The sequence below is a fragment of the Streptomyces sp. NPDC006393 genome, assembly GCF_040628575.1.
In the GTDB taxonomy this organism is placed as follows: Bacteria; Actinomycetota; Actinomycetes; order Streptomycetales; family Streptomycetaceae; genus Streptomyces.
Genome location: NZ_JBEXZD010000044.1, coordinates 14,362 through 38,443 on the forward strand (window position 1 = coordinate 14,362; position 24,082 = coordinate 38,443).

General features: G+C 74.4%; 19 protein-coding genes and 1 pseudogene. 12 read left to right on the plus strand and 8 right to left on the minus strand.

Annotated elements, in window-relative coordinates:
• Positions 1-12: 12 nt before the first annotated feature.
• Positions 13-738 (plus strand): HAD-IA family hydrolase, encoded by a 726-nt coding sequence (locus tag ABZ484_RS19780; RefSeq protein WP_358867187.1) that lies wholly within the window; start codon positions 13-15, stop codon positions 736-738.
• A gap of 152 nt (positions 739-890) precedes the next feature.
• On the opposite strand, the gene ABZ484_RS19785 is transcribed toward ABZ484_RS19780, so the two are convergent.
• Positions 891-1,529 carry a TetR family transcriptional regulator gene (locus tag ABZ484_RS19785; RefSeq protein WP_358867188.1) on the minus strand — a complete coding sequence of 213 codons (639 nt, stop codon included), beginning with the start codon at positions 1,527-1,529 and terminating at the stop codon, positions 891-893.
• A 97-nt stretch (positions 1,530-1,626) separates the two neighbouring features.
• Between ABZ484_RS19785 and ABZ484_RS19790 the strand changes: the two genes are divergently transcribed.
• The 3 genes from ABZ484_RS19790 to ABZ484_RS19800 all read left to right on the plus strand — a co-directional run bounded on the left by ABZ484_RS19790 (position 1,627) and on the right by ABZ484_RS19800 (position 5,438).
• Positions 1,627-2,340: an NAD(P)H-binding protein gene (locus ABZ484_RS19790; protein ID WP_358867189.1), complete on the plus strand. Its 714-nt coding sequence runs from the start codon at positions 1,627-1,629 to the stop codon at positions 2,338-2,340.
• A 155-nt stretch (positions 2,341-2,495) separates the two neighbouring features.
• Positions 2,496-3,170 (plus strand): helix-turn-helix domain-containing protein, encoded by a 675-nt coding sequence (locus ABZ484_RS19795; RefSeq protein ID WP_358867190.1) that lies wholly within the window; start codon positions 2,496-2,498, stop codon positions 3,168-3,170.
• Between the two features lie 921 nt (positions 3,171-4,091).
• The gene (locus ABZ484_RS19800) at positions 4,092-5,438 is read left to right on the plus strand and encodes an FAD-dependent oxidoreductase (protein WP_358867191.1); all 1,347 of its coding nucleotides are present in this window, start codon (positions 4,092-4,094) and stop codon (positions 5,436-5,438) included.
• Positions 5,439-5,458: 20 nt separating this feature from the next.
• Here the strand turns inward: ABZ484_RS19800 and ABZ484_RS19805 are convergent, their stop codons facing one another.
• On the minus strand, positions 5,459-5,857 hold the full coding sequence (locus tag ABZ484_RS19805) for a helix-turn-helix transcriptional regulator (protein ID WP_358867192.1): 399 nt from the start codon (positions 5,855-5,857) through the stop codon (positions 5,459-5,461).
• Between the two features lie 141 nt (positions 5,858-5,998).
• Here ABZ484_RS19805 and ABZ484_RS19810 point away from each other — a divergent pair, with 141 nt between their 5' ends.
• Positions 5,999-7,078 carry an NADH:flavin oxidoreductase/NADH oxidase gene (locus ABZ484_RS19810; RefSeq protein ID WP_358867193.1) on the plus strand — a complete coding sequence of 360 codons (1,080 nt, stop codon included), beginning with the start codon at positions 5,999-6,001 and terminating at the stop codon, positions 7,076-7,078.
• Between the two features lie 376 nt (positions 7,079-7,454).
• Here the strand turns inward: ABZ484_RS19810 and ABZ484_RS19815 are convergent, their stop codons facing one another.
• Together ABZ484_RS19815 and ABZ484_RS19820 are read right to left on the minus strand one after the other, a co-directional pair.
• Positions 7,455-11,804: a cation-translocating P-type ATPase gene (locus tag ABZ484_RS19815; RefSeq protein WP_358867194.1), complete on the minus strand. Its 4,350-nt coding sequence runs from the start codon at positions 11,802-11,804 to the stop codon at positions 7,455-7,457.
• Positions 11,805-12,388: 584 nt separating this feature from the next.
• Positions 12,389-12,643, minus strand: a pseudogene (locus ABZ484_RS19820) (hypothetical protein); the annotation flags it as partial.
• 392 nt (positions 12,644-13,035) lie between these two features.
• Here ABZ484_RS19820 and ABZ484_RS19825 point away from each other — a divergent pair.
• Positions 13,036-13,842, plus strand: coding sequence for a pectate lyase (locus ABZ484_RS19825; RefSeq protein ID WP_358867195.1), 807 nt, complete (start codon positions 13,036-13,038; stop codon positions 13,840-13,842).
• Between the two features lie 198 nt (positions 13,843-14,040).
• Here the strand turns inward: ABZ484_RS19825 and ABZ484_RS19830 are convergent, their stop codons facing one another.
• Positions 14,041-14,661: a hypothetical protein gene (locus ABZ484_RS19830; protein ID WP_358867196.1), complete on the minus strand. Its 621-nt coding sequence runs from the start codon at positions 14,659-14,661 to the stop codon at positions 14,041-14,043.
• 292 nt (positions 14,662-14,953) lie between these two features.
• Between ABZ484_RS19830 and ABZ484_RS19835 the strand changes: the two genes are divergently transcribed.
• From ABZ484_RS19835 to ABZ484_RS19850, 4 genes are all read left to right on the plus strand, one after another.
• Positions 14,954-16,039 (plus strand): exo-alpha-sialidase, encoded by a 1,086-nt coding sequence (locus tag ABZ484_RS19835; protein WP_358867197.1) that lies wholly within the window; start codon positions 14,954-14,956, stop codon positions 16,037-16,039.
• Between the two features lie 135 nt (positions 16,040-16,174).
• Entirely contained in the window at positions 16,175-16,852 is a 678-nt protein-coding gene (locus ABZ484_RS19840; protein WP_358867198.1) for a uracil-DNA glycosylase, read from the plus strand.
• Positions 16,853-16,920: 68 nt separating this feature from the next.
• A complete protein-coding gene (locus ABZ484_RS19845) occupies positions 16,921-17,850 on the plus strand; it encodes a BadF/BadG/BcrA/BcrD ATPase family protein (RefSeq protein WP_358867220.1) in 930 nt (309 codons plus the stop codon).
• Positions 17,851-18,056: 206 nt separating this feature from the next.
• Complete coding sequence (locus ABZ484_RS19850; RefSeq protein WP_358867199.1) at positions 18,057-18,980, plus strand: hypothetical protein; 924 nt, start codon at positions 18,057-18,059, stop codon at positions 18,978-18,980.
• Between the two features lie 192 nt (positions 18,981-19,172).
• Here ABZ484_RS19850 and ABZ484_RS19855 read toward each other — a convergent pair whose 3' ends face one another.
• Both ABZ484_RS19855 and ABZ484_RS19860 read right to left on the minus strand, forming a co-directional pair.
• Positions 19,173-20,213: a lactonase family protein gene (locus ABZ484_RS19855; RefSeq protein WP_358867200.1), complete on the minus strand. Its 1,041-nt coding sequence runs from the start codon at positions 20,211-20,213 to the stop codon at positions 19,173-19,175.
• Positions 20,214-20,388: 175 nt separating this feature from the next.
• Positions 20,389-21,939 (minus strand): FUSC family protein, encoded by a 1,551-nt coding sequence (locus ABZ484_RS19860; RefSeq protein WP_358867201.1) that lies wholly within the window; start codon positions 21,937-21,939, stop codon positions 20,389-20,391.
• A 298-nt stretch (positions 21,940-22,237) separates the two neighbouring features.
• Here ABZ484_RS19860 and ABZ484_RS19865 point away from each other — a divergent pair, with 298 nt between their 5' ends.
• Positions 22,238-22,714, plus strand: coding sequence for an Lrp/AsnC family transcriptional regulator (locus ABZ484_RS19865; RefSeq protein WP_306190707.1), 477 nt, complete (start codon positions 22,238-22,240; stop codon positions 22,712-22,714).
• Between the two features lie 24 nt (positions 22,715-22,738).
• On the opposite strand, the gene ABZ484_RS19870 is transcribed toward ABZ484_RS19865, so the two are convergent.
• A complete protein-coding gene (locus tag ABZ484_RS19870) occupies positions 22,739-23,590 on the minus strand; it encodes a LysR family substrate-binding domain-containing protein (protein ID WP_358867202.1) in 852 nt (283 codons plus the stop codon).
• A gap of 59 nt (positions 23,591-23,649) precedes the next feature.
• Here ABZ484_RS19870 and ABZ484_RS19875 point away from each other — a divergent pair, with 59 nt between their 5' ends.
• Complete coding sequence (locus ABZ484_RS19875; protein WP_358867203.1) at positions 23,650-24,066, plus strand: DUF5997 family protein; 417 nt, start codon at positions 23,650-23,652, stop codon at positions 24,064-24,066.
• The last annotated feature ends 16 nt before the right edge of the window (positions 24,067-24,082 follow it).

The window sequence follows — 24,082 nt, forward strand, 5'->3', positions numbered from 1 at the left end:
ATGATCACCTCCATGGCTGCCGTTCTCTTCGACTTCTCCGGGACCCTCTTCCGTATCGAGTCCACCGAATCCTGGTTGCGTGCCGTGCTGGACGAGGCAGGTCTGGCGCTCGGGGAGCGGGAGCTGGCCGAGGCGGCGCGGGCGCTGGAGGAGGCCGGGGCGCTGCCGGGCGGGGCGTCCCCGGAGCGGGTCCCCGACGAGCTGGCCGGACTCTGGGAGAACCGCGACCGCAGTGCCGAGCAGCACCGGGCCGCCTACACCGGTCTGTCGCGTCGCGTACGGCTGCCCGACCCGGCGTTGCACGACGCGCTGTACGACCGGCACAAGACACCGGCCGCCTGGTCCCCGTACCCGGACGCACCCGAGGTGCTGCGCACCCTTCGCGAGCGCGGGATCGCGGTCGCCGTGGTGAGCAACATCGGCTGGGACCTGCGCCCGGTGTTCCGCGAACACGGCCTGGACGCCTACGTCGACGCGTACGTCCTGTCGTACGAGCACGGCATCCAGAAGCCGGATCCGAGGCTGTTCACGGTGGCGTGCGAGGCAATCGGCGCGGACCCCGGTGACGTGCTGATGGTCGGGGACAACCGCTACGACGACGGGGGTGCGGCGGCCCTGGGGTGCGCGGTGCACTTCGTGGACCATCTGCCGGTGGAGAAGCGGCCGGACGCGCTGCGGCCGGTGCTCGACCTGATGGCCGCGGCACCTGAACAGCCGGAGCTGAACCGCCGGGGCTGACCAGCCCGGGATGAACGGCCGGGATGAACGGCCCGGACGAACGGCCCGGATGAACGGCCGGGCTCAACCGCCAGGCTGACCGCACGGGCTTACCGCCGGGCTGACCGCCGGGCTGAACGGCCGGCGTGAACCCGAACCCGAGGTGCCGCCTGTCACACGGTCCGCGGCAGGCGTGCGGGCGGCCGCTTCGCGCGGACCGGCACCGGTCCGCCGTACAGCGCCGCCCGCAGCGCGGGGGCCAGGATCCGCCGTACGTCGGCGGTGTCGAGGGCGACGACGGGGCCCAGCGGATTCAGATAGCGGGTGAAGATCAGTCCGCCGAGCACGGCCACCGCGGCCGTGGCCCGTTCCCTCGCGTGCCGGCCGCCGAGGTGATCGGCGATCCGGCCGAGCACCTCGCGCTCCAGGAACTCCCGGAACACCCGCATGACGTCCTCGTCCCGCATCGCCACCGGCTCCAGCGCCGCGAACCCGGCGCCGTCCGCGTCCGGCTCCTCCCACAGCGCCGTGACCGCGTCGACGAGCCGTTCGGCCAGGTACGCCGGATCGCCGTCCAGGGCGCGGACGATCGCCGTGGAGCGGCCGCAGTCGATATTCATCGCCTCGCCGAACAGGCCCTGCTTGGAACCGAAGTGGTAGCCGATCAGCGCCACGTCCACGTCGGCCGCCGCGGCGACGGCCCGCAACGTCGTGCCCTGGTAGCCGTGGGCCAGGAAGAGGGCGCGGGCCTTCTCCGCGATCCGGGCCTTGGTGGCGGGACGGCCGCGCGGACGGCCACGGTTTTTATTCATCAGCGTTGAATATCCAGGCCCCCGGGCGGCACCGTCAAGGCGTACCGCGAACCGGGGCCTCCGCGTCGGCCCCACAGCCCTCGACGAGGAGAGACCCATGCGCATCACCGTCTTCGGAGCCGGCGGCCCCACGGGCCGCGAACTGCTCGACCAGGCTCTCGCCGACGGGCACGAGGTCACCGCGGTCACCCGCAGACCGGAGCTCATCCCCGCCCGCGACGGTCTCGTCGTGACCGAGGCCGACGCGCTGGACGCGCGGGCCGTCGACGCCGTGGTCGCCGGCCGGGACGCGGTCCTCTCGGCGCTCGGCGTCCCGCCGGGGAAAGGGCCGGTCCGCCTCTACTCGGGCGCTGCCGCCCATATGACCGCCGCCATGGAGCGGCACGGGGTGAAACGGCTGATGGTCGTCAGCTCCAGCGTCCTGGACCCCGGCTGGCGGCCGAGCGGGGCGTTCTTCTTCAACAACGTCCTCGACCCCTACGTCAACCGGGTGATCGCCCGCGCCGCCCACGAGGACATGCGGCGCATGGAGGACGTGGTCCGCGCCCACGACCTGGACTGGACGATCGTGCGCCCCTCGGGTCTCTTCGACCATCCAGGCCCGACGCCCTACCTGCTCGCCGAGAACAGCGCGGACGGCGTCTTCACGGCCCGCTCCGACCTCGCCGCGAGCATGCTCGCCCAGCTGACCGACGACCGCTTCGTGCGCCGGGTGATGGGGGTGGCCACCACCCGGGTGCGGCCCAGTGTTCCGCGCATGATCTGGCGCGAGATACGGAAGAACGCCCGTGCCGGACGACCGGAAAAGTAGCCTCAGGACACCATTCAGGTACAGATGAGCCCGTCTCGGACGATCCCCCGCGTCGCCCGAGACGGGCGGCAGCACGACCTGACCCCCGAATCGGGGGCTGGTCCGCTCGCGTTGAGTATAGTTGGCTGGCAGCCAGTCAACGCAGGAGTTTCAGCATGTCCCCGCGCAGCGCCTCGGTCAATGAAGAATTGCGGCGGCGTTCCCGGGAACGGCTCCTCCAGGCTGCGGTCGAGCTGGTCGGCGAGCACGGGTACGACGCGACGACGCTCGGCGACATCGCCGACCGGGCGGGATCGGCCCGGGGCCTGGTGTCGTACTACTTCCCCGGCAAGCGCCAGCTCGTGCAGTCGGCCGTGCACCGACTGATGCACCGCACGCTGGAGGAGGCGCTGGAGCGCGAGCCGCGCACGGAGGACGGCCGGGAGCGGATGGCCCGGGCCATCGACGCGATCCTGGGGCTGGCCCGGGACCGGCCGGTGCTGATGCGCCAGCACATGGCGGGGATCCTCCAGGCCGAGGGGTTCGTGCAGTGCCCGGAGCAGCAGCGGCTGTCCCACCTGCTGCGGGACACCGTGGCCCGGCACGGCTCGACGGACGTCGACGCCGACTACCCGATGCTGCGGGCGCTGCTGATGGGGGCGGTCTACTCGGCTCTGATGCCCGGAGCGCCGATGCCGGTGCCGGTGCTGCGAGCCGAGCTGTTCAAGCGCTACCGGCTCGACTGGGACATGGGCCTCCCGCCCGACACCGAGGCGCCCACCGGCTCGTGCCGCACGGACATCTCCCGTTTCTTCGCGACCGATCAGCGCCCGGCGGACCGCGGGAAGTAACCGGCCGGGGGTTCGGGATTCGGCCTGCTTTCGGGCCTGGCCCGGCCTGTGGTTCGGGCGGGGTTCGGGTGTGGTTCGGGCGGGAGCCGGCTTCGGGTTCGGGTGTGGTTCGGCCTGAGGTTCGGGCAGGAGCCGGCTTCGGGTTCCGGCGAAGGCAGCGGCCCGGGGGGCGAGGCTCGGCCCGGGTCCCGGGCCCGGGAGGAGGCAGCACGGGTCCGCGGAGCCGGGCCGAGCGCGGCACGCGGTCGGGACACGACGCGGATTCACGGGCCCGGAAGCAGCCGGTACAGGTCCGCAGGAACGGAGCTCGACGGGGATCCACGCGCCCGGAGGGGACGGCACAGATCCGCTGGGGCCGGGGCACGGCACGGATCCGCAGGCCGGGAACAGTCGGCACAGGCCAGCGGGACGTGGCCCGGCGCGGGCCCCCGAGGCAGGCCCCGAAACAGCCGGCACAGGTCCGCAGGAGCGGGGTACGGCGCGGGCCCGCGGGCCGACCCCCAAACAGTCGCCACCAGCCGCGCCGCGCGCCCGCCGACGCGCGAGGTCTACCGGAGCGGGCCCCAGCGCCGGCCCGCGGTCCCGGGAGCGGACCGCCCAGGCCCCCCGGGCAGGTCCTTGCGCGGACCCGCGGATCCGCGGGTCCGGAGCCAGAAGGAGCGGGTCCCGGGACCGGGACAGCTGAGCCGCCTGAGCACCCTGAGCTCACTGAACACCCTGAGCTCACTGAAAACCCTGAGCTCACTGATGCTCCTCGGCAGAAGCGGACGGGCCGGTCGGGGGTCGTCGGCCCGCTCGGGAGAAGACGGGCGGGCGACACGCCGTCCGGTGGCGTGTCGCCGCACTCCCCCGGCGGGCCGCTTGCTGCCATGCTGGACTCATCAGCGATCTCCTCCGACCACCGGGGTAAGGAGTTCCGCCGTGCTGCGTGTCGCCGTCGTCGGCTCGGGTCCGAGCGGGTGCTACACCGCTCAGGGTCTCGTCCAGCAGGATCCCTCGGTGCGTGTCGACGTCCTCGACCGGTTGCCGTGCCCGTACGGGCTCGTGCGCTATGGCGTGGCGCCGGACCACGAGAAGATCAAGTCCCTGCAGAACAACCTGCGGACGGTCCTGGAACACGACCGCGTCCGGTTCCTGGGCGGCGTGCAGGTCGGCGGCCCGGGCGGGGTGCCGGCCGAGCGGCTGCGGGAGCTGTATCACGCGGTCGTGTACTGCGTGGGCGCCGCGACCGACCGCCACCTCGGCATCCCGGGCGAGGATCTGCCGGGCAGCTGGTCGGCGACGGAGTTCGTGTCCTGGTACAGCGCCCACCCGGACGCCGTGGACGACGGGTTCGTGCGCGGGGCGCACAGCGCCGTGGTGATCGGTGTGGGCAACGTGGCCGTGGACGTCACCCGCATGCTGGCCCGCGGCGCGGCGGAACTGAGCCCCACGGACGTGCCCGAGGCCGCGCTCGCCGCGCTGGCCGCGAGCCGGGTGTCCGAGATCCACATGGTGGGCCGGCGCGGCCCCTCGCAGGCCCGTTTCACCACCAAGGAACTGCGTGAGCTGGGCGCCCTGCCGGACACCGAGGTCGTCGTCGACCCGGAGGAGCTGGCGCTGGATCCGGGGTACGCGGACCCCTCGGCGCTGCCCGCCGCCCAGCGCCGCAACGTGGAGGTGCTGCGGGAGTGGGCGGCGACGCCTCCGCGGGGCGCCGCCCGCCGGATCCGGCTGCGCTTCTTCCTGCGTCCCGTGGAGCTGCTCGCCGAGGACGGCCGGGTGGGGGCCGTACGGTTCGAGCGGACGGTTCCGGACGGCCGGGGCGGCGTCACGGGCACGGGGCGGTACGAGGACGTGGCGGCGCAGTTGGTGCTTCGGTCCGTGGGCTACCGCGGGGTGCCGCTGGAAGGGCTGCCGTTCGACGCCGGCACGGGCACGGTGCCGCACCAGGAGGGGCGTGTGCTGCGCGACGGGGCGGTCGCTCCGGGCGAGTACGTGGCCGGCTGGATCAAGCGGGGACCCACCGGTGTCATCGGCACCAACCGGCCGTGCGCCAAGGAGACGGTGACCTCACTGCTCGCGGACGCGCCGTCGCTCGTACGTGCGCAGGTACCCGAGGACGCCGTCGACGTGTTGCGTGCCGAGGGCGTCGAGCCGGTCGAGTGGGAGGGGTGGCGGGCCATCGAGCGGGCCGAGGCGGAACTCGGCGCCTCGCTCGGGCGGAGCGTGGTCAAGCTCCCCGACTGGGAGTCACTGCGGACGGCGGCGCGCACCTCCGTGCCGTAGGGGTGGGCCGACCGGCTGCTTCACCCTTTTCCGCCGCGACCGGCGGTTTCACCGTCCCCGTGGCGGGTGGCCTGCCTCGCGGCGGCATCGACGAGGCTGTCGAGCAGCCCCGGGAAGAGGTCGTCCAGGTCGTCGCGGCGCAGGCCGTTCATCTTCGCCGTGCCCCGGTAGATCTGATGGATCACACCGGCCTCGCGCAGCACCCGGAAGTGGTGCGTGCTCGTCGACTTGGAGACGGGCAGGTCGAACTGGGAACAGGTCAGCTCCCTCGCGCCGGCGGCGAGCTCCCGCACGATCTGAAGCCGCAGGGGATCGGACAGCGCGTGCAGCACGTCCTCCAGGCGGATCTCCTCCCGCGCGGGATGCGGAAGGTCACGGCTGCCGGCGGTGGGGACCGAGGCGGGGGCGGTGGCGTTCACGGCGGCTCCACTTCGTACGAGGTCCTCATCCTACGAGAATCATCGTAGTTTGACACTCACCGTACTACGAGAGTTATCGTACAAGTCGCGATCGATCCGGTGCCGAACACGACCGGTCCCCGTGACGAAATGGAGTCCGCCATGAGTGCGCTCTTCGAGCCCTACGCACTGCGCGAAGTGACGATCCCGAACCGGGTCTGGATGCCCCCGATGTGCCAGTACTCGGCCGAGCCCGTGGGCCCCGCGGCCGGTGTGCCGCGGGACTGGCACTTCGCCCACTACGCGGCGCGGGCGACCGGCGGCACGGGCCTGATCATCGTGGAGGCCACCGCGGTGTCGCCGGAGGGCCGGATCTCGCCGTACGACCTCGGCATCTGGAACGACACCCAGGCCGAGGCGTTCCGCCGGATCACCGGCTTCCTGAAGAGCCAGGGCACCGTGCCGGCGATCCAGCTGGCGCACGCCGGCCGCAAGGCGTCGACGGACCAGCCGTGGAAGGGCGGGGCGCCCCTCGGGCCGGAGGAGCTCGGCTGGCGGCCGGTGGCGCCGAGTGCCGTCGCCTTCGCCGACGGGCACCCGGTTCCCCACGAGCTGAGTGCCGATCAGATCCGGGACGTCGTACGGCAGTTCGCGGACGCGGCAGGACGCGCCCTGGCCGCGGGCTTCGAGATCGCCGAGATCCACGGCGCGCACGGCTACCTGATCAACGAGTTCCTCTCCCCGCACTCCAACCACCGCACCGACGCCTACGGCGGCTCGTACGAGAACCGGGTGCGCTTCGCCCTCGAGGTCGTCGACGCGGTGCGCGCGGTGTGGCCCGAGGACAAGCCGCTCTTCTTCCGCGTCTCCGCGACCGACTGGCTGGAGGACGGCGGCTGGACCGCGGACGACACGGTGCGCTTCGCGGCCGACCTGCACGCGCACGGCGTCGATCTGCTCGACGTCTCCACCGGAGGCAACGCCTCCGGCGTGAGCATTCCGACGGGACCCGGGTACCAGGTGCCGTTCGCCACGCGTGTGAAGGCCGAATCGCCGCTGGCGGTCGCCGCCGTCGGACTCATCACCGACGTGGAGCAGGCGGAGAAGATCGTCGCCAACGGCGAGGCGGACGCGGTCCTCCTGGGCCGCGAACTGCTGCGCAACCCCTCCTGGGCCCGGCACGCGGCACGCGAGCTGGGCGGCCACGTGCACGTCCCCGACCAGTACCACCGCTCCGTCTGACGACCGCTCGGCCTGACGACCGCTTGGCGCGACCCCCGTCAGTCCTGAAACCCGCGCCCGCGCCCGCCGGGCGGTCCGAGCACCGTACGCCCGGCGCGGCGGCAGCAGGCGGCCACCGTCCGCTCAAGGCAGGGCGGCGCCCGCTCAAGGCAGGGCAGGTCCGCTCAGGGCAGGGCAGGTCCGCTCAGGGCAGGGCGGCGTCCGGCAGCCCGTCGGGGCCGGAGCGATCACGCACGACGGCACCCACGCGGGCGACCACCCCAGCGGAGGCGACCGAAGACGGCAGCGACGCCCGGAGCCATACCCGGGTCACGTCGTCCCCCGTCCCCCGTGCCGCTCACCGCGGCCCTCGCCGCGTCGCGCGTCAGCCCTGCAGTCACGCCCGGCCGGCCGGAGGGTGGGCCCCGGCCCCGCTCCAGCGCGGCGGCAGCAGGCGGGACACCGTCTCCTCCAGGCGGGGCAGTGTCCGCTGGCCCGCGAGGGCGAGGGCGATGGCCGCGGCGACGCCGGCCCAGGCGACCGGTCCCAGGGGGGTGCAGCCGAAGACGCGGCTGACGCCCGGGGTCTGCACCAGGGCGACGAGGACGACGGCGGAGCCGAGGGACGTCACCCGGACCAGTGGGCTGTCGCGGCGGTCGAGGAGCGTCTGGGCGAGCTGGGTGCCGACCACACCGCACAGGGCCATCGTGCCGGAGCGGCGGGCGGTGCCCGGTGTGAAGCGTCCGATCAGCCAGGCCGTGACCGCACCCAGACAGGTCGTCAGGGCGCGGTGGCGGATCTGCCGGATCAGCGGCTCCCCGAGGACGCCGCCGGCCGCGTCCTCGGGCGATCCGGCCCGGGTCTGCTCGACGTCCTCCTTGGGCGTCACCGCCACCGCCATCGCGGGGAACAGGTCGGTGAACAGGTTCACCATCAGCATCTGCCGGGTGGACAGCGGCGCCCTGCCCGACATCAGGGTGCCGAGGATGCCGAAGCCGACCTCGCCGGCGTTGCCGCCGATGAGGATGGCGATGGCGTCCGCGACGCTGTGCCACAGGGCACGGCCCTCGCCGATCGCGTCGATCAGGACGGTGAGGTCGTCGTCGGTGAGCACGATGTCCGCGGCGTTCCGCGCGGCGGCGGAACCGCGCGCGTTGATGCCCACGCCGATGTCGGCGGCGCGGATCGCCGCCGCGTCGTTGGCGCCGTCGCCGACCATGCCGACCACCCGGCCCGCGTCCCGCAGCGCCTCGACGACCTGGAGCTTCTGCTCGGGCGCCACCCTGGCCACCACGCCCGCGTCGCGCAGCATACGGGCCCGGGCCGAGCGGTCGGCGGCGGCCAGTTCGTCCCCGGTGACCACCGGGGTGTCGGCCGGCCAGCCGAGTTCCATGGCGATCGCCCGCGCAGTCTGCGGGTGGTCGCCGGTGAGCATGACCGGCCGGACGCCCTCCTCGTACAGGCCGTGGACGAGCGCCGTGGAGGTCTCGCGCGGCACGTCCGACAGCGCCAGCAGGCCGACGAACTCCAGTCCCGCCAGAGCTTGTTCGAGGACGTCCGTCTCCTTCTCGCGCGCGGCGAGCCGCCGCCGGGCCACCGCCAGGACCCGCAGCCCGTCACCGGCCAGCGCGTGGGCTGCGTCCGAGGCGTGGGACGGGAGGTCCGAGCAGGCGGGCAGGACGGTCTCCGGGGCGCCCTTGACCACGAGCACCCGCGGGCCGTCCGCGCCGCGGCCGACGGCGGCCGCGTAGCCGCGGGCGGCCTCGAAGCCGAGGCCTTCGAGCTGGGTCCACTCCGGGTCGGGGCGGGCCGCGTCCAGGACGGCCTCGTCGGTGGCGTGCACCGGCCGGTCGGAGCCGCCGTTCATCCGCGGGCAGGCCCGCGCGGCCGCGCGCAGCGTCTCCGCGGCGGCCTCGTCGCGCACCGCGTGGACCGTGCCGTCCGCGTCGCAGACGCGCACCAGGCGCAGGCGGTTCTCGGTGAGCGTGCCGGTCTTGTCGAAGCAGAGGGTGTCCATGCGCCCCAGCGCCTCCAGGGTGCGCGGGGTGCGCACGAGCACGCCGCCCCGGGTGAGCCGCCTGGCCGCCGCCAGCTGGGCCACCGTGGCCACCAGCGGCAGGCCCTCGGGCACGGCGGCCACGGCGACGGCCACACCGCCGCTGACCGCCTCGTGGACGGGGGTGCCGCGCAGCAGCGCGATGCCGGTCACCGCGGCCCCGCCCGCCAGCGTCAACGGCAGTGCCTTGCGGGTGAGTTCCTGGAGCCTGGCCTGGACTCCGGCGGCCGGGGGCGTACGGGCGGCGAGGTGCACGGCGCGGGCGGCCTCCGTGTGCTCTCCGATGTCCACCACGACGGCCCGGGCCCGTCCGGCCACCACGGTCGTGCCCTCGAAGACCATGCACAGCCGGTCGGCGACGGCCGCGTGCGGGGTCGGGGCGGTCTGCTTCTGCACCGGCAGGGACTCCCCGGTCAGCGCGGACTCGTCGACCTCCAGGCCGTCCTCCCACAGCAGGCGCGCGTCGGCGGGCACCACGTCGTCGCCCTTCAGTTCGATCACGTCGCCCGGACGCAGCTTGCCGGCGTCGACCGTGCGGGTGCCCCCGGCCGGCGCCTCCGCCTCCGGGGGCGCGATGCGCGCCTTGCGCTTCTGGTCGGCGAGCAGCCCCGACAGCGCCCGCTCGGCGCGCAGCCGCTGCACGCCGCCGACGAGGGCGTTCAGGTCCAGGGCGCCGACGACGAGCAGGGCGTCCAGCATCGAGCCGAGGATCGCGGAGGCCGCCGAGCCGACGGCCAGCACCGGGGTGAGGGGGTCGTGCAGTTCGCCGCGTACGGCCGCGCCGAGTTCGTAGGTCCAGCGCACGGGGGCCAGGGCCGGGTGCCGGGCGACGCCGTCGGCCGCCTTGCGGAGGCGGCCGGTGGTCCGGTCGAACGTGGTGGGTACGGCGGCCGGTTCGTGCTCCAGCTGCTCGCGCGCCTCCTCCGAGTCCAGTTCGTGCCAGTGCACGCGCGGGCTCGGGCGCGGGGCACGGGCGGTCGCGACACCCAGGGCGGCCCGCGCCCCGGACAGCAGGGCGGCGGCCGCCGCCGCGTCGACCGGTGCGTGGCGCAGGCCGGGAAGTACGGCCCGGCGCCCGCGTCCGCCCTTGGACTCGCCGACGGCGACGAGCAGCCCGGACAGCGCGGCGCCGGACCGGGCCAGGGTCTGCGCCCGGTGGCCGACGGCGCGGGCGGCCGCGACCGCGGTCAGCACCCGCCACACGTCGGGCAGACCGTGCACGGCCAGGATGTCCGCGCTCCAGACGACGGCGCTGTCGCGGTCGGCGAGGGCGACGGCGATGTCGCTGCTCCGCAGCCCGGCCAGGAGGCCCGGCTCGTCGTGCGACCGCATCCGGGCGACGGTGAGCACCACGCCCTCGTCCTCGCCGCCGCGCAGTCCGTACACCACGTCGTCCAGGGGCCGCCGGGCGTCCACGACCTCGTCGGCGAGGCCGGTGAGGTCCTCCAGGGCCGGGTCGTCGACGAGGACGACCCTGAGCCGGGCCCGGCGGGCCGCGTCGAGCACGGCCTCCGCCCACGGATCGGCGTCCCCGGTCTCGGTGCGCAGCGCGCTCGGGTGCAGCACGACGGTGCCGGTCATCCCCAGCTGCCGCAGCCGTTCCGGGTCGCGCACCAGCACGCCGGTGCGGGCCAGCGACGCGCTCAGCACGGAGTGGAACACGGCAGGGCCGTAGCGGGCGGCCTTGGGCGAGCCGGCCAGCACCGCCTCGGCCGCCTCGGCCGCGTCGTGTTTGACCAGCAGGGTCACCGCCGCCCCCAGCAGACTGCCCGCGGAGGCGTGTTCGGCGTACTCCTGGGCCGGCGTCAGCCGCAGCGGCGGGCGGGGGAGGGCGCCGGCGGCGACGCTGACCCGGTCCGGGGCGCACAGCCGGTCGTGGACCGTGTCGAACGCGGCCGAGCGGGCCACCGTCTCGGCCAGCTGGCAGGAGCGCAGCACCCCGTCGAGCACGAGCGAGGTGGGGGTCTGGCCGGCGCCGTGGACGGCCGCGTTGGCGCAGGCCAGCAGGAGGTCCATCCGCTGGTGGCCGAGCCGGGCGCGCAGCCGGGCGCGGAAACGCGGGTTCTCGCGCAGCAGCGTCAGCATGGCGGTGGCCATGCGCGGTGACGGCGGCAGCCGCAGGGCGCAGGCGGTCAGTCCCACCGCGATGCCGACGACGTCGGCGGCGAGCGTGGCGGCGGCGAACCGCACCCCCGCGGGGTCGGCCGGATGGGTCGTCTCCTCCGGGTCGCCGCCGGCGAGCGTGAGATCGTGCTGGGCCGCCAGCTCGGCCGCCCGATCCATCACCCGATCGGCGGCCTCCTCCCGGGTGGCGGTGACGACCAGGCGGCCGAGCCCCTGGTCCCAGTAGGCGAACAGGACGTCGGGGTGCTCGGCCAGGGCGGCCGCGACGCGGCGCGCCAGATGCTCGGTGCCGCCGGCGCGCCGGACCCGCTCAGGCTCCGCGGGGCGCAGCGCGAGATGCGTGCGCGTGCCGGAGCGCCAGTGGACCCCGGCGCCCGGCAGCGCGTTGCGCGCGACCCGCACCACCCGCGCCGCCGCGTCCATGCCGCGCACGCCGGCGCGAGCCGTACCGGCCGCCGTCCCGGCGGCCACCCCGTACGCCGGGGCCGCGGCTCGCACCAGCAGCCGGGGCGTCTCGCGCAGGCGCCGGGCGGCTGCCGCGGGAGCCGTCAGCAGACCGAGCACCATGACGTCCCTCAGCCGGTGGTACGGGCGCGCCGCGCCGTCGGGCCGAGCGTGCCGGTGGTGGACCTGCCGGCGGACGCCTTCGCCGTGGCGGTCTTGCCGGTGGTGGCCTTGCCGGTGGCCGTCTTGCCCGTGGCGGTCTTACGGGTGGCCTTGCTCGTGGCGGATGTGGTGGTGGCGGACCTCGTGGTGGCCGCCTTCGCCGTGGCGGCCTTGCGCGTGGACGCCTTGCTGGTGGCGGTCCCGCCCGTCGGCGCCTTCGCGGTGGCGGCCCTGGCCGTCGCCGGCCTGCCCGTCGCCGACTTGGCCGTCGCCGACTTGGCCGCGGGGGTCCGGCCGGCGGACGGCCTGGTCCGGCCGCGGGTGCCGGCGGACCTGAGGGCGGCGGTGCCGACGTCCTCGGCGCCTTCGCGGGTGGCGGCGACGCGTTTGCGCGCGGCCTGCCGGGCGGCGGCCGTGGTGCCGGTCGGCCGTGCGACGTTGCGGGCCGCCGGCTCGCTGACCGGCGTGGCTTCTCCGGTCTCCGGGCCGCCGTCCGGTGCGGTGACCAGGGCCCGCGACGGCTGTCCGGCTCCTTCGGGGTGATCGGGCCTCGGCTGGGTCAGCCAGGCCACGGCCGCGCCCGTGAGGGCGACCGGCCACTCCACCACCCCGACGACGCCGAGCACCCCGGCCCCCGTGTAGACCGCGATCCGCCGGCCCCTCGGCGACACGGCGCCGACCTTGTCGAGCGTTCCCTGGGCGGCCCTGCCCACGAGCCCTGCGCCGGGTACCCGCCGCAGCACCGAGGCAGCGCCGTGCAGGGGCGCCGTAAGGATCGACGACGACTTCTGCTCAGCCATGACTCTCCTCGCCTGGGGGTGAGATCCCTTTCCGTGGCCGGGTGCCCGCGACAGTGCTGGTCATCCCGTCATTTCTCAGGGAACGCCAGGGGCCGCGCCCGCGCCACCCGGCCCCGGTCCGGCGAGGCTCTCCCCGGACTCTCCGGACCCCCCGAGGGAGCGCTCCCATGACTTTCCGCGCCAGGCGTTGACTAGAAAGCGCTTGCCGTCTACGTTCCGTTCAGCAGTGTGACCGACAGGCGCGAAAGAGGTCCCCTCGGCCACACTGCCGCGCACCGCGTTCCAATAGGTGTACGTCGTTCATGCTCTGACCCCCGGGACCCTCGCCCCGCCCCGCGCACCACGGAAGAACGCCAACCCCCCACCCCCGACCGGACAGAAGGAAACGGGACATGACTTCTGAAGCACGTCCGCGCGCCCGGCGGCGCGCACTGACCGGCGGCCTCGCCGCCCTCGGGCTCACTCTTGTCATGATCATGACAGAGGCGGCGCTCTCCCCGGCGAGCGCCGCGAGCTGGCCCACCGCCAACGGCAGCCAGGCGGTCTCCACGACCATCTCGGTCTCCGGCACCAAGGACTACGGGATGAAGCGCCTCTACGGCAGCGGAGACCTGGGCAGCGGCAGCCAGGACGAGGACCAGGGGCCGCTCCTGGAACTGGCCGACGGCGCCGTCCTGAAGAACGTGATCATCGGCTCTCCCGCCGCCGACGGCATCCACTGCCTGGGCAACTGCACGCTCCAGAACGTCTGGTGGGAGGACGTCGGCGAGGACGCCGCCACCTTCCTGGGCAAGTCGTCGTCCTCCTCGTACAGCGTGGTCGGGGGCGGCGCGAGGAAGGCGTCGGACAAGGTCTTCCAGTTCAACGGCGCGGGCAAGCTGACGGTCTCTCAGTTCCAGGTGGAGGACTTCGGTAAACTGGTGCGCTCCTGCGGCAACTGCAAGACGCAGTACAAGCGCACGATCGCGGTCAGCGACGTCGACGTCACGGCCCCCGGCAAGGCGATCGTCGGCATCAACCAGAACTACGGTGACACGGCGACCCTGAGCAAGATCCGCATCCACGGCGACAGCTCGAAGAAGATCAAGCCGTGCGTGCGCTATCAGGGCAACAACACCGGCGCGGAACCGACGGAGATCGGCAGCGGCCCGGACGGCACGTACTGCCGCTACTCGGCGTCGGACATCACCTACCGCTGACGCGACGTACAGCTGATACGCAGCTGATACGACTGATACGACGCACAGCTGACGCGGCACGCACGCGGCGTCCACGGTGGTGGAGGGTCCTGGAGGGTCCTCCCGCCCCCGTGGACGCCACGTTTGTGTCGTCGGATCAGCTGCTGAAGCGCCGGCTCCGGCGTCCCCGGGGCACGCGGTTCGCCGGGTACCGCGCCGTCACCAGGTCTTGCGGCCCCACAGGGGATCGAAGCGGGCCCACTCGGTGCCCCACCGGTCCAGGCGGCGGCGTTCCAGACGGCCGCGCAGGACGCGGCTGCCGGCCAGGGGGACGGCGGCGGCGCTCAGGCCCGCCAGCCCACCGATCAACAGGGCGCGTGTGTGGGCCTGGGCGGGTGTGGCGGGCCTGGCGACCAGCCGGCCGTCGGGATCGGTCCACACGGTGACGCGGGTGCCGGGCGCGCTGCCGGACGGCACCCGGGCCTGGCCGGTGTGCGCCGAACCGTCCGGCGTGGTCCAGCGCACCTTCGCCCACACCCTGGGCGTGTCGGTCCCCTGCGCGACTCCGCGGCCGCTTCCGTCGCCCGCCGGGTCCGTGTCACCGGAGCGCGGACGTGGCGCCTGCTCGGTCACCAGAGCCGCCGTGGGCCGCCACTCGAGGCGTTCACGGGCCATGACGCCCTCCACTGCGCCGGCCACGGTCCATCCGGTGAGCACGCCGGCGACCACGGTGAGCACCCACGCCCCGAGCACGACCCAGGCCTCCACCGTGTCCGAACGGCGTTTGAGCGGATTGCGGCGCCATCGCCACAACCACACCTCGGGACCCCGGAACGCCATCGACGGCATCCTCCTCACAAGCTCACGGATCACACGGACCTGCCCCACCGCCCTTCCTTACGGCAGCCGGCTCCTCGTCGCTCATCACGGGTTCCCCGGCCCGGCGCGCCCATGAGTCCGGCGGCGGCGCGAAACCGCCGCTCCCCCGCGCCCCCGGCTCGCGGGGCACGCCGACCATGCCGGTCTGACCTGCGACGACGTCATCGCACGGGAGACTGTCAGTGGTGGGGTGCAGACTGGCCGGTGTCCGAGACAAGGATGTCCGGACGAAGACCTCTCGGAGGTGATCGGCATGACCGAGGTACTGCTCGCCGTGGGTACCCGAAAGGGCCTGTTCATCGGGCGGCGGCGGGACGGCGCCTGGGAGTTCGACGACAGCCCCTACTTCAACGCGCAGGCCGTGTACTCGGTGGCCATCGACACCCGCGGCGCTGTTCCGCGGCTGCTGGCCGGCGGGGACAGCGCGCACTGGGGCCCGTCCGTGTTCCACTCCGACGACCTGGGCCGTACGTGGACGGAGCCCGCCCGGCCGGCGGTGAAGTTCCCCAAGGACACGGGCGCCTCGCTGGAGCGGGTGTGGCAGCTGCACCCGGCCGCCGCCGAGCCGGACGTGGTGTACGCGGGCACGGAGCCGGCCGCGCTCTACCGCTCCGAGGACCGCGGTGAGAGCTTCGAACTGGTCCGGCCGCTGTGGGAGCACCCCACGCGGTCGAAGTGGGTGCCGGGCGGCGGGGGTGAGGGCCTGCACACCGTGGTGACGGACCGGCGCGATCCGAGGGCCGTCACGGTCGCCGTGTCCACCGCCGGGGTGTTCCGTACGGCCGACGGCGGCGCGAGCTGGGCGCCCTCCAACTCCGGGGTGTCCGCGGTGTTCCTGCCCGATCCCGACCCGGAGTTCGGCCAGTGCGTCCACAAGGTGGCGCAGGACTCGGTCAACCTCGACCGGCTCTACCTCCAGAACCACTGGGGTGTGTACCGCAGCGACGACGGCGGGGCGCACTGGACGGACATCGGCGAGGGCCTGCCGTCGACGTTCGGCTTCGCGGCGGCCGCCCATCCGCACCGCGGCGACACGGCGTACGTCTTCCCGATCAACGCCGACGCCGACCGGGTGCCCGCCGACCACCGGTGCCGCGTGTTCCGCACGGCCGACGCGGGCAAGAGCTGGGAACCGCTCACCGCGGGCCTGCCGCAGGAGGACCACTACGGCACGGTGCTGCGCGACGCGCTGTGCACCGACGACGCCGACCCGGCCGGCGTGTACTTCGGCAACCGCAACGGCGAGGTGTACGCCTCGGCGGACGACGGCGACAGCTGGCAGCAGTTGGCCGCGCATCTGCCGGACGTGCTGTGCGTACGGGCGGCGGTGATCGGCTGAGCATGACGGCACCCGCGGCCCCGACGCGGCACCCGCCGGCCCCGACGCGGCGCCCGGCCGTCCCCCGTGACGGCCGGGTCCGGGTTTCGGCCACAGCTTGATCAACGGCCGGTGCCCGGCAGTAGGGTGACGCCCGTGGCACCACGACCGTTGCATGAAATCGTCGAAGCAGGCTGGGCGAAGGCCCTGGAACCCGTGGCCGGGCGGATCGCCGTGATGGGTGACTTCCTGCGCGCGGAGATCGCCGCGGGACGCACCTACCTCCCGGCCGGCGCGAACGTTCTGCGCGCCTTCCAGCAGCCCTTCGACGACGTACGCGTCCTGATCGTCGGCCAGGACCCGTACCCGACCCCGGGGCACGCCGTCGGCCTCTCGTTCTCGGTCGCACCCGAGGTGCGTCCGCTGCCCGGCAGCCTCGTCAACATCTACCGGGAGCTGAACAGCGACCTGGGGCTGCCCCAGCCGTCGAACGGCGACCTGACGCCCTGGACCCGGCAGGGCGTGCTGCTGCTCAACAGGGCGCTCACCACGGCCCCGCGCAAGCCGGGCGCCCACCGCGGCAAGGGCTGGGAGGAGGTCACCGAGCAGGCGATACGGGCACTGGCGGCACGCGGCAAGCCGCTGGTGTCGATCCTGTGGGGCCGTGACGCCCGCAACCTCCGTCCGCTCCTGGGCGACCTGCCCTCGGTCGAGTCGGCCCATCCCTCGCCGATGTCGGCCGACCGCGGCTTCTTCGGCTCGCGCCCGTTCAGCCGGGCCAACGACCTGCTGGTCCGGCAGGGGGCGCAACCCGTGGACTGGCGCCTGCCGTGACGGCCCGGACGGAGCCGGGCGTGGACGCGGCCGCCGGTTTCCTCGCCGTGGACTCGGGCGGTTCCGGCATGCGGGTCGTCGTCGGTGCGCCCGGGGCCGGGCCGCTCGCTCAGCGGGCGTCGGAGGAACCGGTGCGCACGGGTGACCGGGGGATCGATCCCGGACACCTGATGGAGCAACTCGTGCCGATGGCACGGGCGTTGTCCGCCGAGGCCGGGGTGCGGCGGCTGGAGGCGGCCGTCGTGGGAGCGGCCGGGCTCGCCCCCCTGGGCGACGCCCTGCGCGCCGAACTCCCCGGGGCGCTGGCGCGGGAACTGGGGGTGCGCCGGGTCGCGCTCGTCGCCGACGCGGTCACCGCCTATGCCGGCGCGCTGGGTCCGCGGCCCGGGGCGGTGATCGCCGCCGGGACGGGCCTGATCGCGATCGGCACCGACCTGGCCGGCTGGCGCCGTGCCGACGGCTGGGGCCATCTGCTCGGCGACTGCGGCAGCGGAGCGTGGATCGGGCGGGCGGGTCTGGAGGCCGCGCTGCGGGCCCACGACGGACGGGACGGTGGCTCGGCGGCGTTGCTGGCGCGTGCCGAGGAGGCGTTCGGACCGATGCAGGGACTTCCGGGCAGGATCTATCCGCGCCCCGACCGCGCCGCCGTCCTCGCCTCCTTCGCGCCCCAGGTGGCCGCCTGTGCCGCCGAGGACCCCGTGGCGGCCGGCGTGCTGCGCGCGGCGGCCCGGCACATGGCCGAGTCGGCCGCCGCCGTCTGCCCTCCCTTCGGCGAACCCCTGGTCGCCCTCACCGGCAGCCTGTTCAAGCTGGGCGACCCGCTCCTCGTGCCACTGGCGCAGGAGTTGACCGTACGGCTGCCGCACGCGCGGCGGGTGACCGCCGAGGGCGATCCGCTGCACGGCTCCGTGCGCATCGCCACCGACCTGGCACGGGGCACCCTCGCCCTGCCCGGTGACGAGAAACTGCTCTACGTACCACCGGCACAAGGGGATTGATCCGCTCACGTCCGCCGTGTCCACATGTGTCCGATACAGGCCGGACAAGTGCGCCCATGTCACGGTCGAGTTGCCGTATCCGCCCCCCTTGCGCACATCCAACGGTTCGGATCACCGTGTCACCCATCCGACAAAAGCGGACGGATACCGCTCACCTGCACCCTCCCCGAACAGCAGGACCCGGAAAGCCAGTAACATGCGGCGCCATGAGCTCCTCCACTGGGCCCGCGTCCGGCCTGCCAGTACGAATGCCGCGCCCCCGCCAGCCCGGACGGCACCGCCGACCCGAACCGCTGGCGGCTCCCGAGGGCGCGCCCGCGCTCGTCCTCGCGGTGCCGGGCACGCCCGGCGCCGCCACGCGCAGCCTTGCCGAGGAGGTCGTGAGCATCGCCCGCTCCGAGCTGCCCGGCCTCGACGCCCTGATCGGGTACGTCGACGGGGACGACGAGGAGTTCCCGACCCTGCGGTCCGTGCTCGCGCACGCGGCCGACCAGCGCACCGCCCGCTACGAGCAGGCGCTCGCCGCCGGTGTCGAGGTCAAGGAGCCCGACGGTCCCGTCGGGGTCGTCGTGCCGCTGCTGGCCGGCCCGGACAGCGCGCTGCTGCGCCAGATCCGGCAGGCCGTGATGGACAGCCGGGTCGCCGCCGAGCTGACCGATGTGCTCGGCCCGCACCCGCTGCTCGCCGAGGCGCTGCACGTGCGCCTGTCGGAGGCCGGCCTGGCCCGCGCCGACCGCGCCCGCCTGTTCACGGTGGCGACCGCCGCCGACGGCATCATCCTCGCGTCGGTCGGCGGCGAGGAGGCCGTCCAGGCCGCCGGGATCACCGGCATGCTGCTGGCCGCCCGCCTCGCGGTGCCGGTGATGGCGGCCGCCCTCGACCAGGAGGGCTCGATCTCGGCCGTCGCCGATCAGCTGCGTTCCTCCGGGTCCCAGCAGCTGGCGCTGGCGCCGTACCTGATCGGCCCGGAGATCGACGCGGAGCTGGTCGAGGCAGCCGCCAAGGAGGCGGACTGCCCGGCCGCCGAGGCGCTCGGCGCGTACCCGGCCATCGGCAAGCTCGCCCTGGCCAAGTACACGACCGCGCTGGGCATCGCGCCGCCGCAGTCGCAGGGCGCGCCGGTCCGCTGACCCGCACGTCGCAGGCGTCCGGCGGCTTCGCGAACCACCGCACGACTCGAACGACTCGCATGACCCGCACGACCCGCACGACCGCATCGAAGGGCCCGCTCCGGACAGCCGGGGCGGGCCCTTCGCCGTGCGGCGGGCGCTGGGCCATCGGGGATCGGCGATGGGTGGCGCTGTGGGACCGGGTCAGGGGCGTCAGCCGAAGACCACGCACGACGCCGCGGCCACCGGCACCGTCCCGGTGCGCTCCGGGAGCCCCGTGTCCGGGTCCACCGCGAACCAGGTCACATCGCCGGAGCGCTCGTTGGCGACGTAGAGGAAACCGGCACAGAGGGCGAGCGCCCGGGGCCAGTGGCCGCCACAGGGCACCGTCGCCACCAGTTCCAGCCGCTCTCCGTCCGCCTCGACGGCGAACACGGACAGCACGTCCTCGCCGCGGGTGGCGGTCCACACGAACCGGCCGTCGGGGGCGGCCACGACGCCCGAGGGGTAGGCGTCGCCGGCCGGGGCGTGCGGCAGGACCTGCGTCTCGGCCAGCGGCTTGAGGGAGCCGCCGGCGGCGTCCCAGCGGCAGGCGGTGACGGTGGGGGTGAGTTCGTTGACGACATAGGCGTGGCGGCCGTCCGGGTGGAAGGCCAGATGGCGGGGTCCGGAGCCGGGCCGCAGCGCGATCTCGCGGTGCACGGTGAGCTTGCCGTCCGCCAGCGCGTACACCCGCACCGAGTCCGTGCCGAGGTCGACGCCGACGGCCCAGCGTCCGCTCGGGTCCGGCTGCACCTGGTGGGCGTGCGGACCGCGCTGCCGGCGTTCGTGCGGGCCGGACCCGGTGTGCCGCAGGACGTCGGAGGGCGCGTGGGCGAGTCGGCCGTCGGCGCGGACGGGGACGGCGCTGACGCTGCCGGAGCCGTAGTTGGCGGTGAGGACGTGCCCGTCGAACACGCTCAGGTGGGTCGGTCCGCTCCCGCCGACTCGCACCGGGGCTCCGGTGAGCTCGACGGTCTCCCCCTTGACCCGGTACGCGGCCACCGCGCCCTCGGCGGTCTCACTGACCGCGTACAGCGTGCCGCCGTCGGGCGACAGGGCCAGGTACGACGGGTCCAGCACGCCGTCCACGTTGCTCAGCACGGTCAGCGCGCCGTCGGTGTGGGCCACGGCCGCGGTGACCACTCCGGGTCCTCCCGCCGCCGTGAACGATCCGATGAACGCCCGCCGCCGCCCGCCGCCCTCGCCTGCCACCGCTGTCCCCTCTCGCTCGCCCGCTCGACCCGTCTCGGGCTGACGGTAGCAGTCGATCAAGCGCGGTCTAGACCAAGGACGGAGAATCCGGGGTGTCCGACGCCTGGAGGGGTGGGGGCGGGCACGGGGCCGGTGCGCCGAGAGGCCGGCGGCCAGAGGCGGGGCGCCGTGGTGTTCAGGCGCCGACCAAGGGGGACCCCGAGGGCGCGCGGAGCGGGGCGGCCAGGTCGGTCAGGGCCCGTTCCAGGCCGTGGAGGTGGGCCAGGGCGCCCGCTTCCACGGTCGGGCGGACGGTGTCGGTGGCGGGCGTGGCGGTGGCGGGGGTGGCGGGGGCGGGGGTGGCGGTGACGGGGGTGGCGGTGACGGGTTCGGTGCCGCCGGTGAGCGCCTCCACGGCCGCCTCCACTCGCCAGCAGGCGGTGGCCAGGCGCGCGTCGTGGGAGGCCTCCGGGTCGGCGGCCACGGCGACCAGACCGCGGATCTCACGGGCACAGTCGTCGAGCAGCGCGAGCACCCGGCGGGCGCGCCGCTTGCGGCCGAGCATCGGGTTCAGCGGGTGGACCAGCGGAGCCACGGAGAGCCGTACCCGGCCGAGCAGCTGCTCCAGTTCGGCCACGTGGGGTGTGGGATCGGCGTCCGCGACGCCCGCGAGCCGGGCGGCGGCCTCGGCGGTGCACGCGTGGACGCAGCGCAGGGCGCGCTGGATCCAGGCGTCGGTGACGGAGTGGGTGGTGACGGGCAGCACGAACAGCACGGCCAGCCCGGCGCCCAGTGCGCCGACGGCGGTCTCGGCGAGCCGCAGGGCGACCAGGCCGGGGGTGAGGACGCCGAGGAGGCCGTAGAGCGACTCGGCGAGCAGCGTGACCCAGAGCATCATCCAGGTGTAGGACACGGCGGCCGTGTAGAAGATGCCGAAGACACTGACGGCGACGAGGACGACGGTGGGCAGGACGGCGCCGTGCAGCGGGACGACGAGGAGGGCACCGAGGCCCAGGCCGAGCACCGTGCCGAGGACGCGGCGGAAGCCGCGCACCAAGGTCTCGCCGCGGGAGACGGTGTTCACGAAGACCCACCAGGTGGCGCCGACGGCCCAGTACCAGCGCTGTCCGGAGACCATCTGCCCCACGACGAGCGCGAAGGCCGCGCCGGAGGCGGCCTGGACGGCCTGCCGGGTGGTCGCCCGGGCCAGTGCGCTGCCGGCCGGCGGCGCGGGCGCGGCGGCCGGGGGCAGTCGGCGTTCGTAGCACCACAGCCCGAAACGGACGGCCGACGCGCTGAGCACCGACAGGACGACGGCGGCGGTCAGCTCGGGCAGCTGCCCGCCGGTCGCGTGCAGGAACTGCGCCACGAAGAAGGTCATGAACGCGAACACGCCCAGGCTGTGGCCCCGCGGTCCCCAGCGGCGCGCGTACACGCCCGCGCCGACCACGGCGAGGAAGGCGAGGTCCCGGGCCACGGGGTGGTCGTGCAGTTCGGCCGCGGCGGCGAGGACGGGGATGCCGACGACCGGCAGCAGCGCGGTGGTGACCGCCTGCCCCCGGACCGTGGTGTCGGTGACGGTGAACAGGGCGAGCAGCGCGGCGAGCCCGCCGGTCACGGCGCCCGGAAGGGAGTGTCCGGCCAGTCCGCAGACGACGACCGCCAGGCCGATGCCGAGGACGGCACGGGCCGCGAACCGCAGCCGCGCCCGTCCCGGGTCCGGAGCCGCGAACACCCTCTTCAGCACTGTGTACCGCCCCCTTGGCAGACCTGGAACACCGGCATGGGACGCCGGTGCGGAACACCGGCATGAAAAAGGCGCCGCGGGGGTCCGCAGCGCCATCGACGTGTCCATAACACCATCCATCCTGCCCATGGCTCAAGTGAGGCCCGGTTCACTGAGCCACTGGTCCAGCCGGACGTCGATATCCGGTACCGACGGAGGGCCAATGGACGACGGCGCCCGGCCAGGGCGGGCCGCACCGCACTGAGCCATTGGTACAGTCGGCGTCGATCGACGAACGCAGGAGGGCACGGGCGCCGCCATGGCCGTGGACGAACTCGACACCCGTATCCTGCGGCTGCTCCTCGAACAGCCGCGCACCAGCGTGCGCGAGTACGCCCGCGTCCTCGGCGTCGCACGCGGCACGCTCCAGGCCCGCCTGGACCGCCTCGAACGCGACGGCGTGATCACCGGCACGGGCCCCGTGCTCTCCCCCGCCGCACTCGGCCATCCGGTGCTCGCCTTCGTGCACATCGAGGTCACCCAGGGGCACCTGGACGACGTCGGGGACGCGCTGGCCGCGGTGCCGGAGATCGTCGAGGCGTTCTCGATCACCGGCGGCGGCGATCTGCTGACCCGGGTCGTCGCGCGGGACAACGCCCACCTGGAGGACGTGATCCAGAAGTTGATCAGCCTGCCGGGCGTGGTCCGCACCCGCACCGAGGTGGCCCTGCGCGAGCGCGTCCCCCATCGGTTGCTGCCGCTGGTGGAGTCGATCGGCCGTACGGCGAAGAGGTGACCGAAGAGGTGACCGAAGAGGTGCCTAGGAGCGGCGCGGCCTGCCGCGCTTGGCGCCCTTGGTCTCCTTGGTGGTCCTCCCGCTCTTCGCGCCCTTCGCGCCCCTGCCGCCGCGCGATCCCCCGGAGCCGCCCGAGCCGCCCGATCCGGCTCTCGGGGTGGTCGCCTTGCCGGCACGTCCGGTCGACTTGCCCGTCGCGGGCTTCCGGCGGGCGTCCGCGGCCCCGGCCCGGTCGTCCTGGGACCCGCCCGGGGTCCGGACGCCGCCCCGTCCCCGGGTGCTGTTGACCGTCCGGCCCCGGACGATCCCGATGAAGTCGTCGACCAGGTCGGTGGTCCTCTCCTCCGGCCACGCCAGCGCGACGCTCGACTGGGGGGCGTCGACGACCGGACGGTAGGTGAGGTCCCTGCGGTGGTGGAGGCGGGCCAGCGACTGAGGGACGAGAAGCAGACCCACGCCCGCGGCCACCAGCTCGACGGCGTCCCCGGTGGTGGCGGGACGCTCGAAGGCGGGCTCCCCCGGTGGCCGCTCCCAGCCGAGGACGTCGTCCAAGGGGTGGAAGACGACCTCGTCGGCCAGGTCCTCGAGCGACACCTCGTCCGCGGCCGTCACCAGGTGGCCCTTGGGGACGACGACCACCGTCGTCTCGGTGTAGAGGGGGATCGCGCTGAAGAACGTACGGTCCACGGGCAGCCGTACGAGGCCCGCGTCCGCCGCGCCGTCGCGCAGCACCCCGGGCGCGTCGGCCGCCGGGACCTGGACGAGTTCGAGGGGGACGTCGGGCAGCCGCTCGCTCCAGATCCGCGCCCACTTGGCGGGCGTCGCCCCGGGAACGTACGCGAGCCGGAACGAGGGGGATGCTTCCGAGCCTGTCACTCCGCCAAGGTTACCCGGCGTGGTCGGACCACCCGCGACCGGTCGATAGTCTGGACACCATGAAGTCGCACCGCAGCACCCAGACCATGAAGCCCGCCACCGCGGCGAAGAAGCTGGGTGTGTACCTGCCCGCCACGCCCGCCGAGTTCCAGGAGGGCGTCGTCTCGCGGGCGGAGCTCGACGAGCTCCAGGCCACGCCGCCCGAGTGGCTGCGCGAGCTGCGGCGCAACGGCCCCCACCCGCGCCCGGTGGTCGCGGCCAGGCTGGGCGTCTCCATCGCGGGCCTCGCGCGCGGAGGAATCACCGAGGCGCTCACCACCGAGCAGATCGACGCCCTGAAGCAGGACCGGCCTCAGTGGCTGGAGAAGGAGCGGGCCACTCAGGCCGAGGTCCGCAAGGAGGCGGCCCGCCTGAAGGAGCGGAACGCCGAGCGCGCGGCACGCCGCGCCGACCAGAGCGGCACATCGCGCGCCTGACACCGGAGACCACCGG

Bases quoted from the DNA above. Each gene is read 5' to 3' on its own strand.
- ABZ484_RS19780 (WP_358867187.1), top strand. From the start codon at position 13: ATGGCTGCCGTTCTCTTCGACTTCTCCGGGACCCTCTTCCGTATCGAG.
- ABZ484_RS19785 (WP_358867188.1), bottom strand. From the start codon at position 1,529: ATGAATAAAAACCGTGGCCGTCCGCGCGGCCGTCCCGCCACCAAGGCC.
- ABZ484_RS19790 (WP_358867189.1), top strand. From the start codon at position 1,627: ATGCGCATCACCGTCTTCGGAGCCGGCGGCCCCACGGGCCGCGAACTG.
- ABZ484_RS19795 (WP_358867190.1), top strand. From the start codon at position 2,496: ATGTCCCCGCGCAGCGCCTCGGTCAATGAAGAATTGCGGCGGCGTTCC.
- ABZ484_RS19810 (WP_358867193.1), top strand. From the start codon at position 5,999: ATGAGTGCGCTCTTCGAGCCCTACGCACTGCGCGAAGTGACGATCCCG.
- ABZ484_RS19815 (WP_358867194.1), bottom strand. From the start codon at position 11,804: ATGGTGCTCGGTCTGCTGACGGCTCCCGCGGCAGCCGCCCGGCGCCTG.
- ABZ484_RS19825 (WP_358867195.1), top strand. From the start codon at position 13,036: ATGACTTCTGAAGCACGTCCGCGCGCCCGGCGGCGCGCACTGACCGGC.
- ABZ484_RS19830 (WP_358867196.1), bottom strand. From the start codon at position 14,661: ATGGCGTTCCGGGGTCCCGAGGTGTGGTTGTGGCGATGGCGCCGCAAT.
- ABZ484_RS19835 (WP_358867197.1), top strand. From the start codon at position 14,954: ATGACCGAGGTACTGCTCGCCGTGGGTACCCGAAAGGGCCTGTTCATC.
- ABZ484_RS19845 (WP_358867220.1), top strand. From the start codon at position 16,921: ATGCGGGTCGTCGTCGGTGCGCCCGGGGCCGGGCCGCTCGCTCAGCGG.
- ABZ484_RS19850 (WP_358867199.1), top strand. From the start codon at position 18,057: ATGAGCTCCTCCACTGGGCCCGCGTCCGGCCTGCCAGTACGAATGCCG.
- ABZ484_RS19865 (WP_306190707.1), top strand. From the start codon at position 22,238: ATGGCCGTGGACGAACTCGACACCCGTATCCTGCGGCTGCTCCTCGAA.
- ABZ484_RS19875 (WP_358867203.1), top strand. From the start codon at position 23,650: ATGAAGTCGCACCGCAGCACCCAGACCATGAAGCCCGCCACCGCGGCG.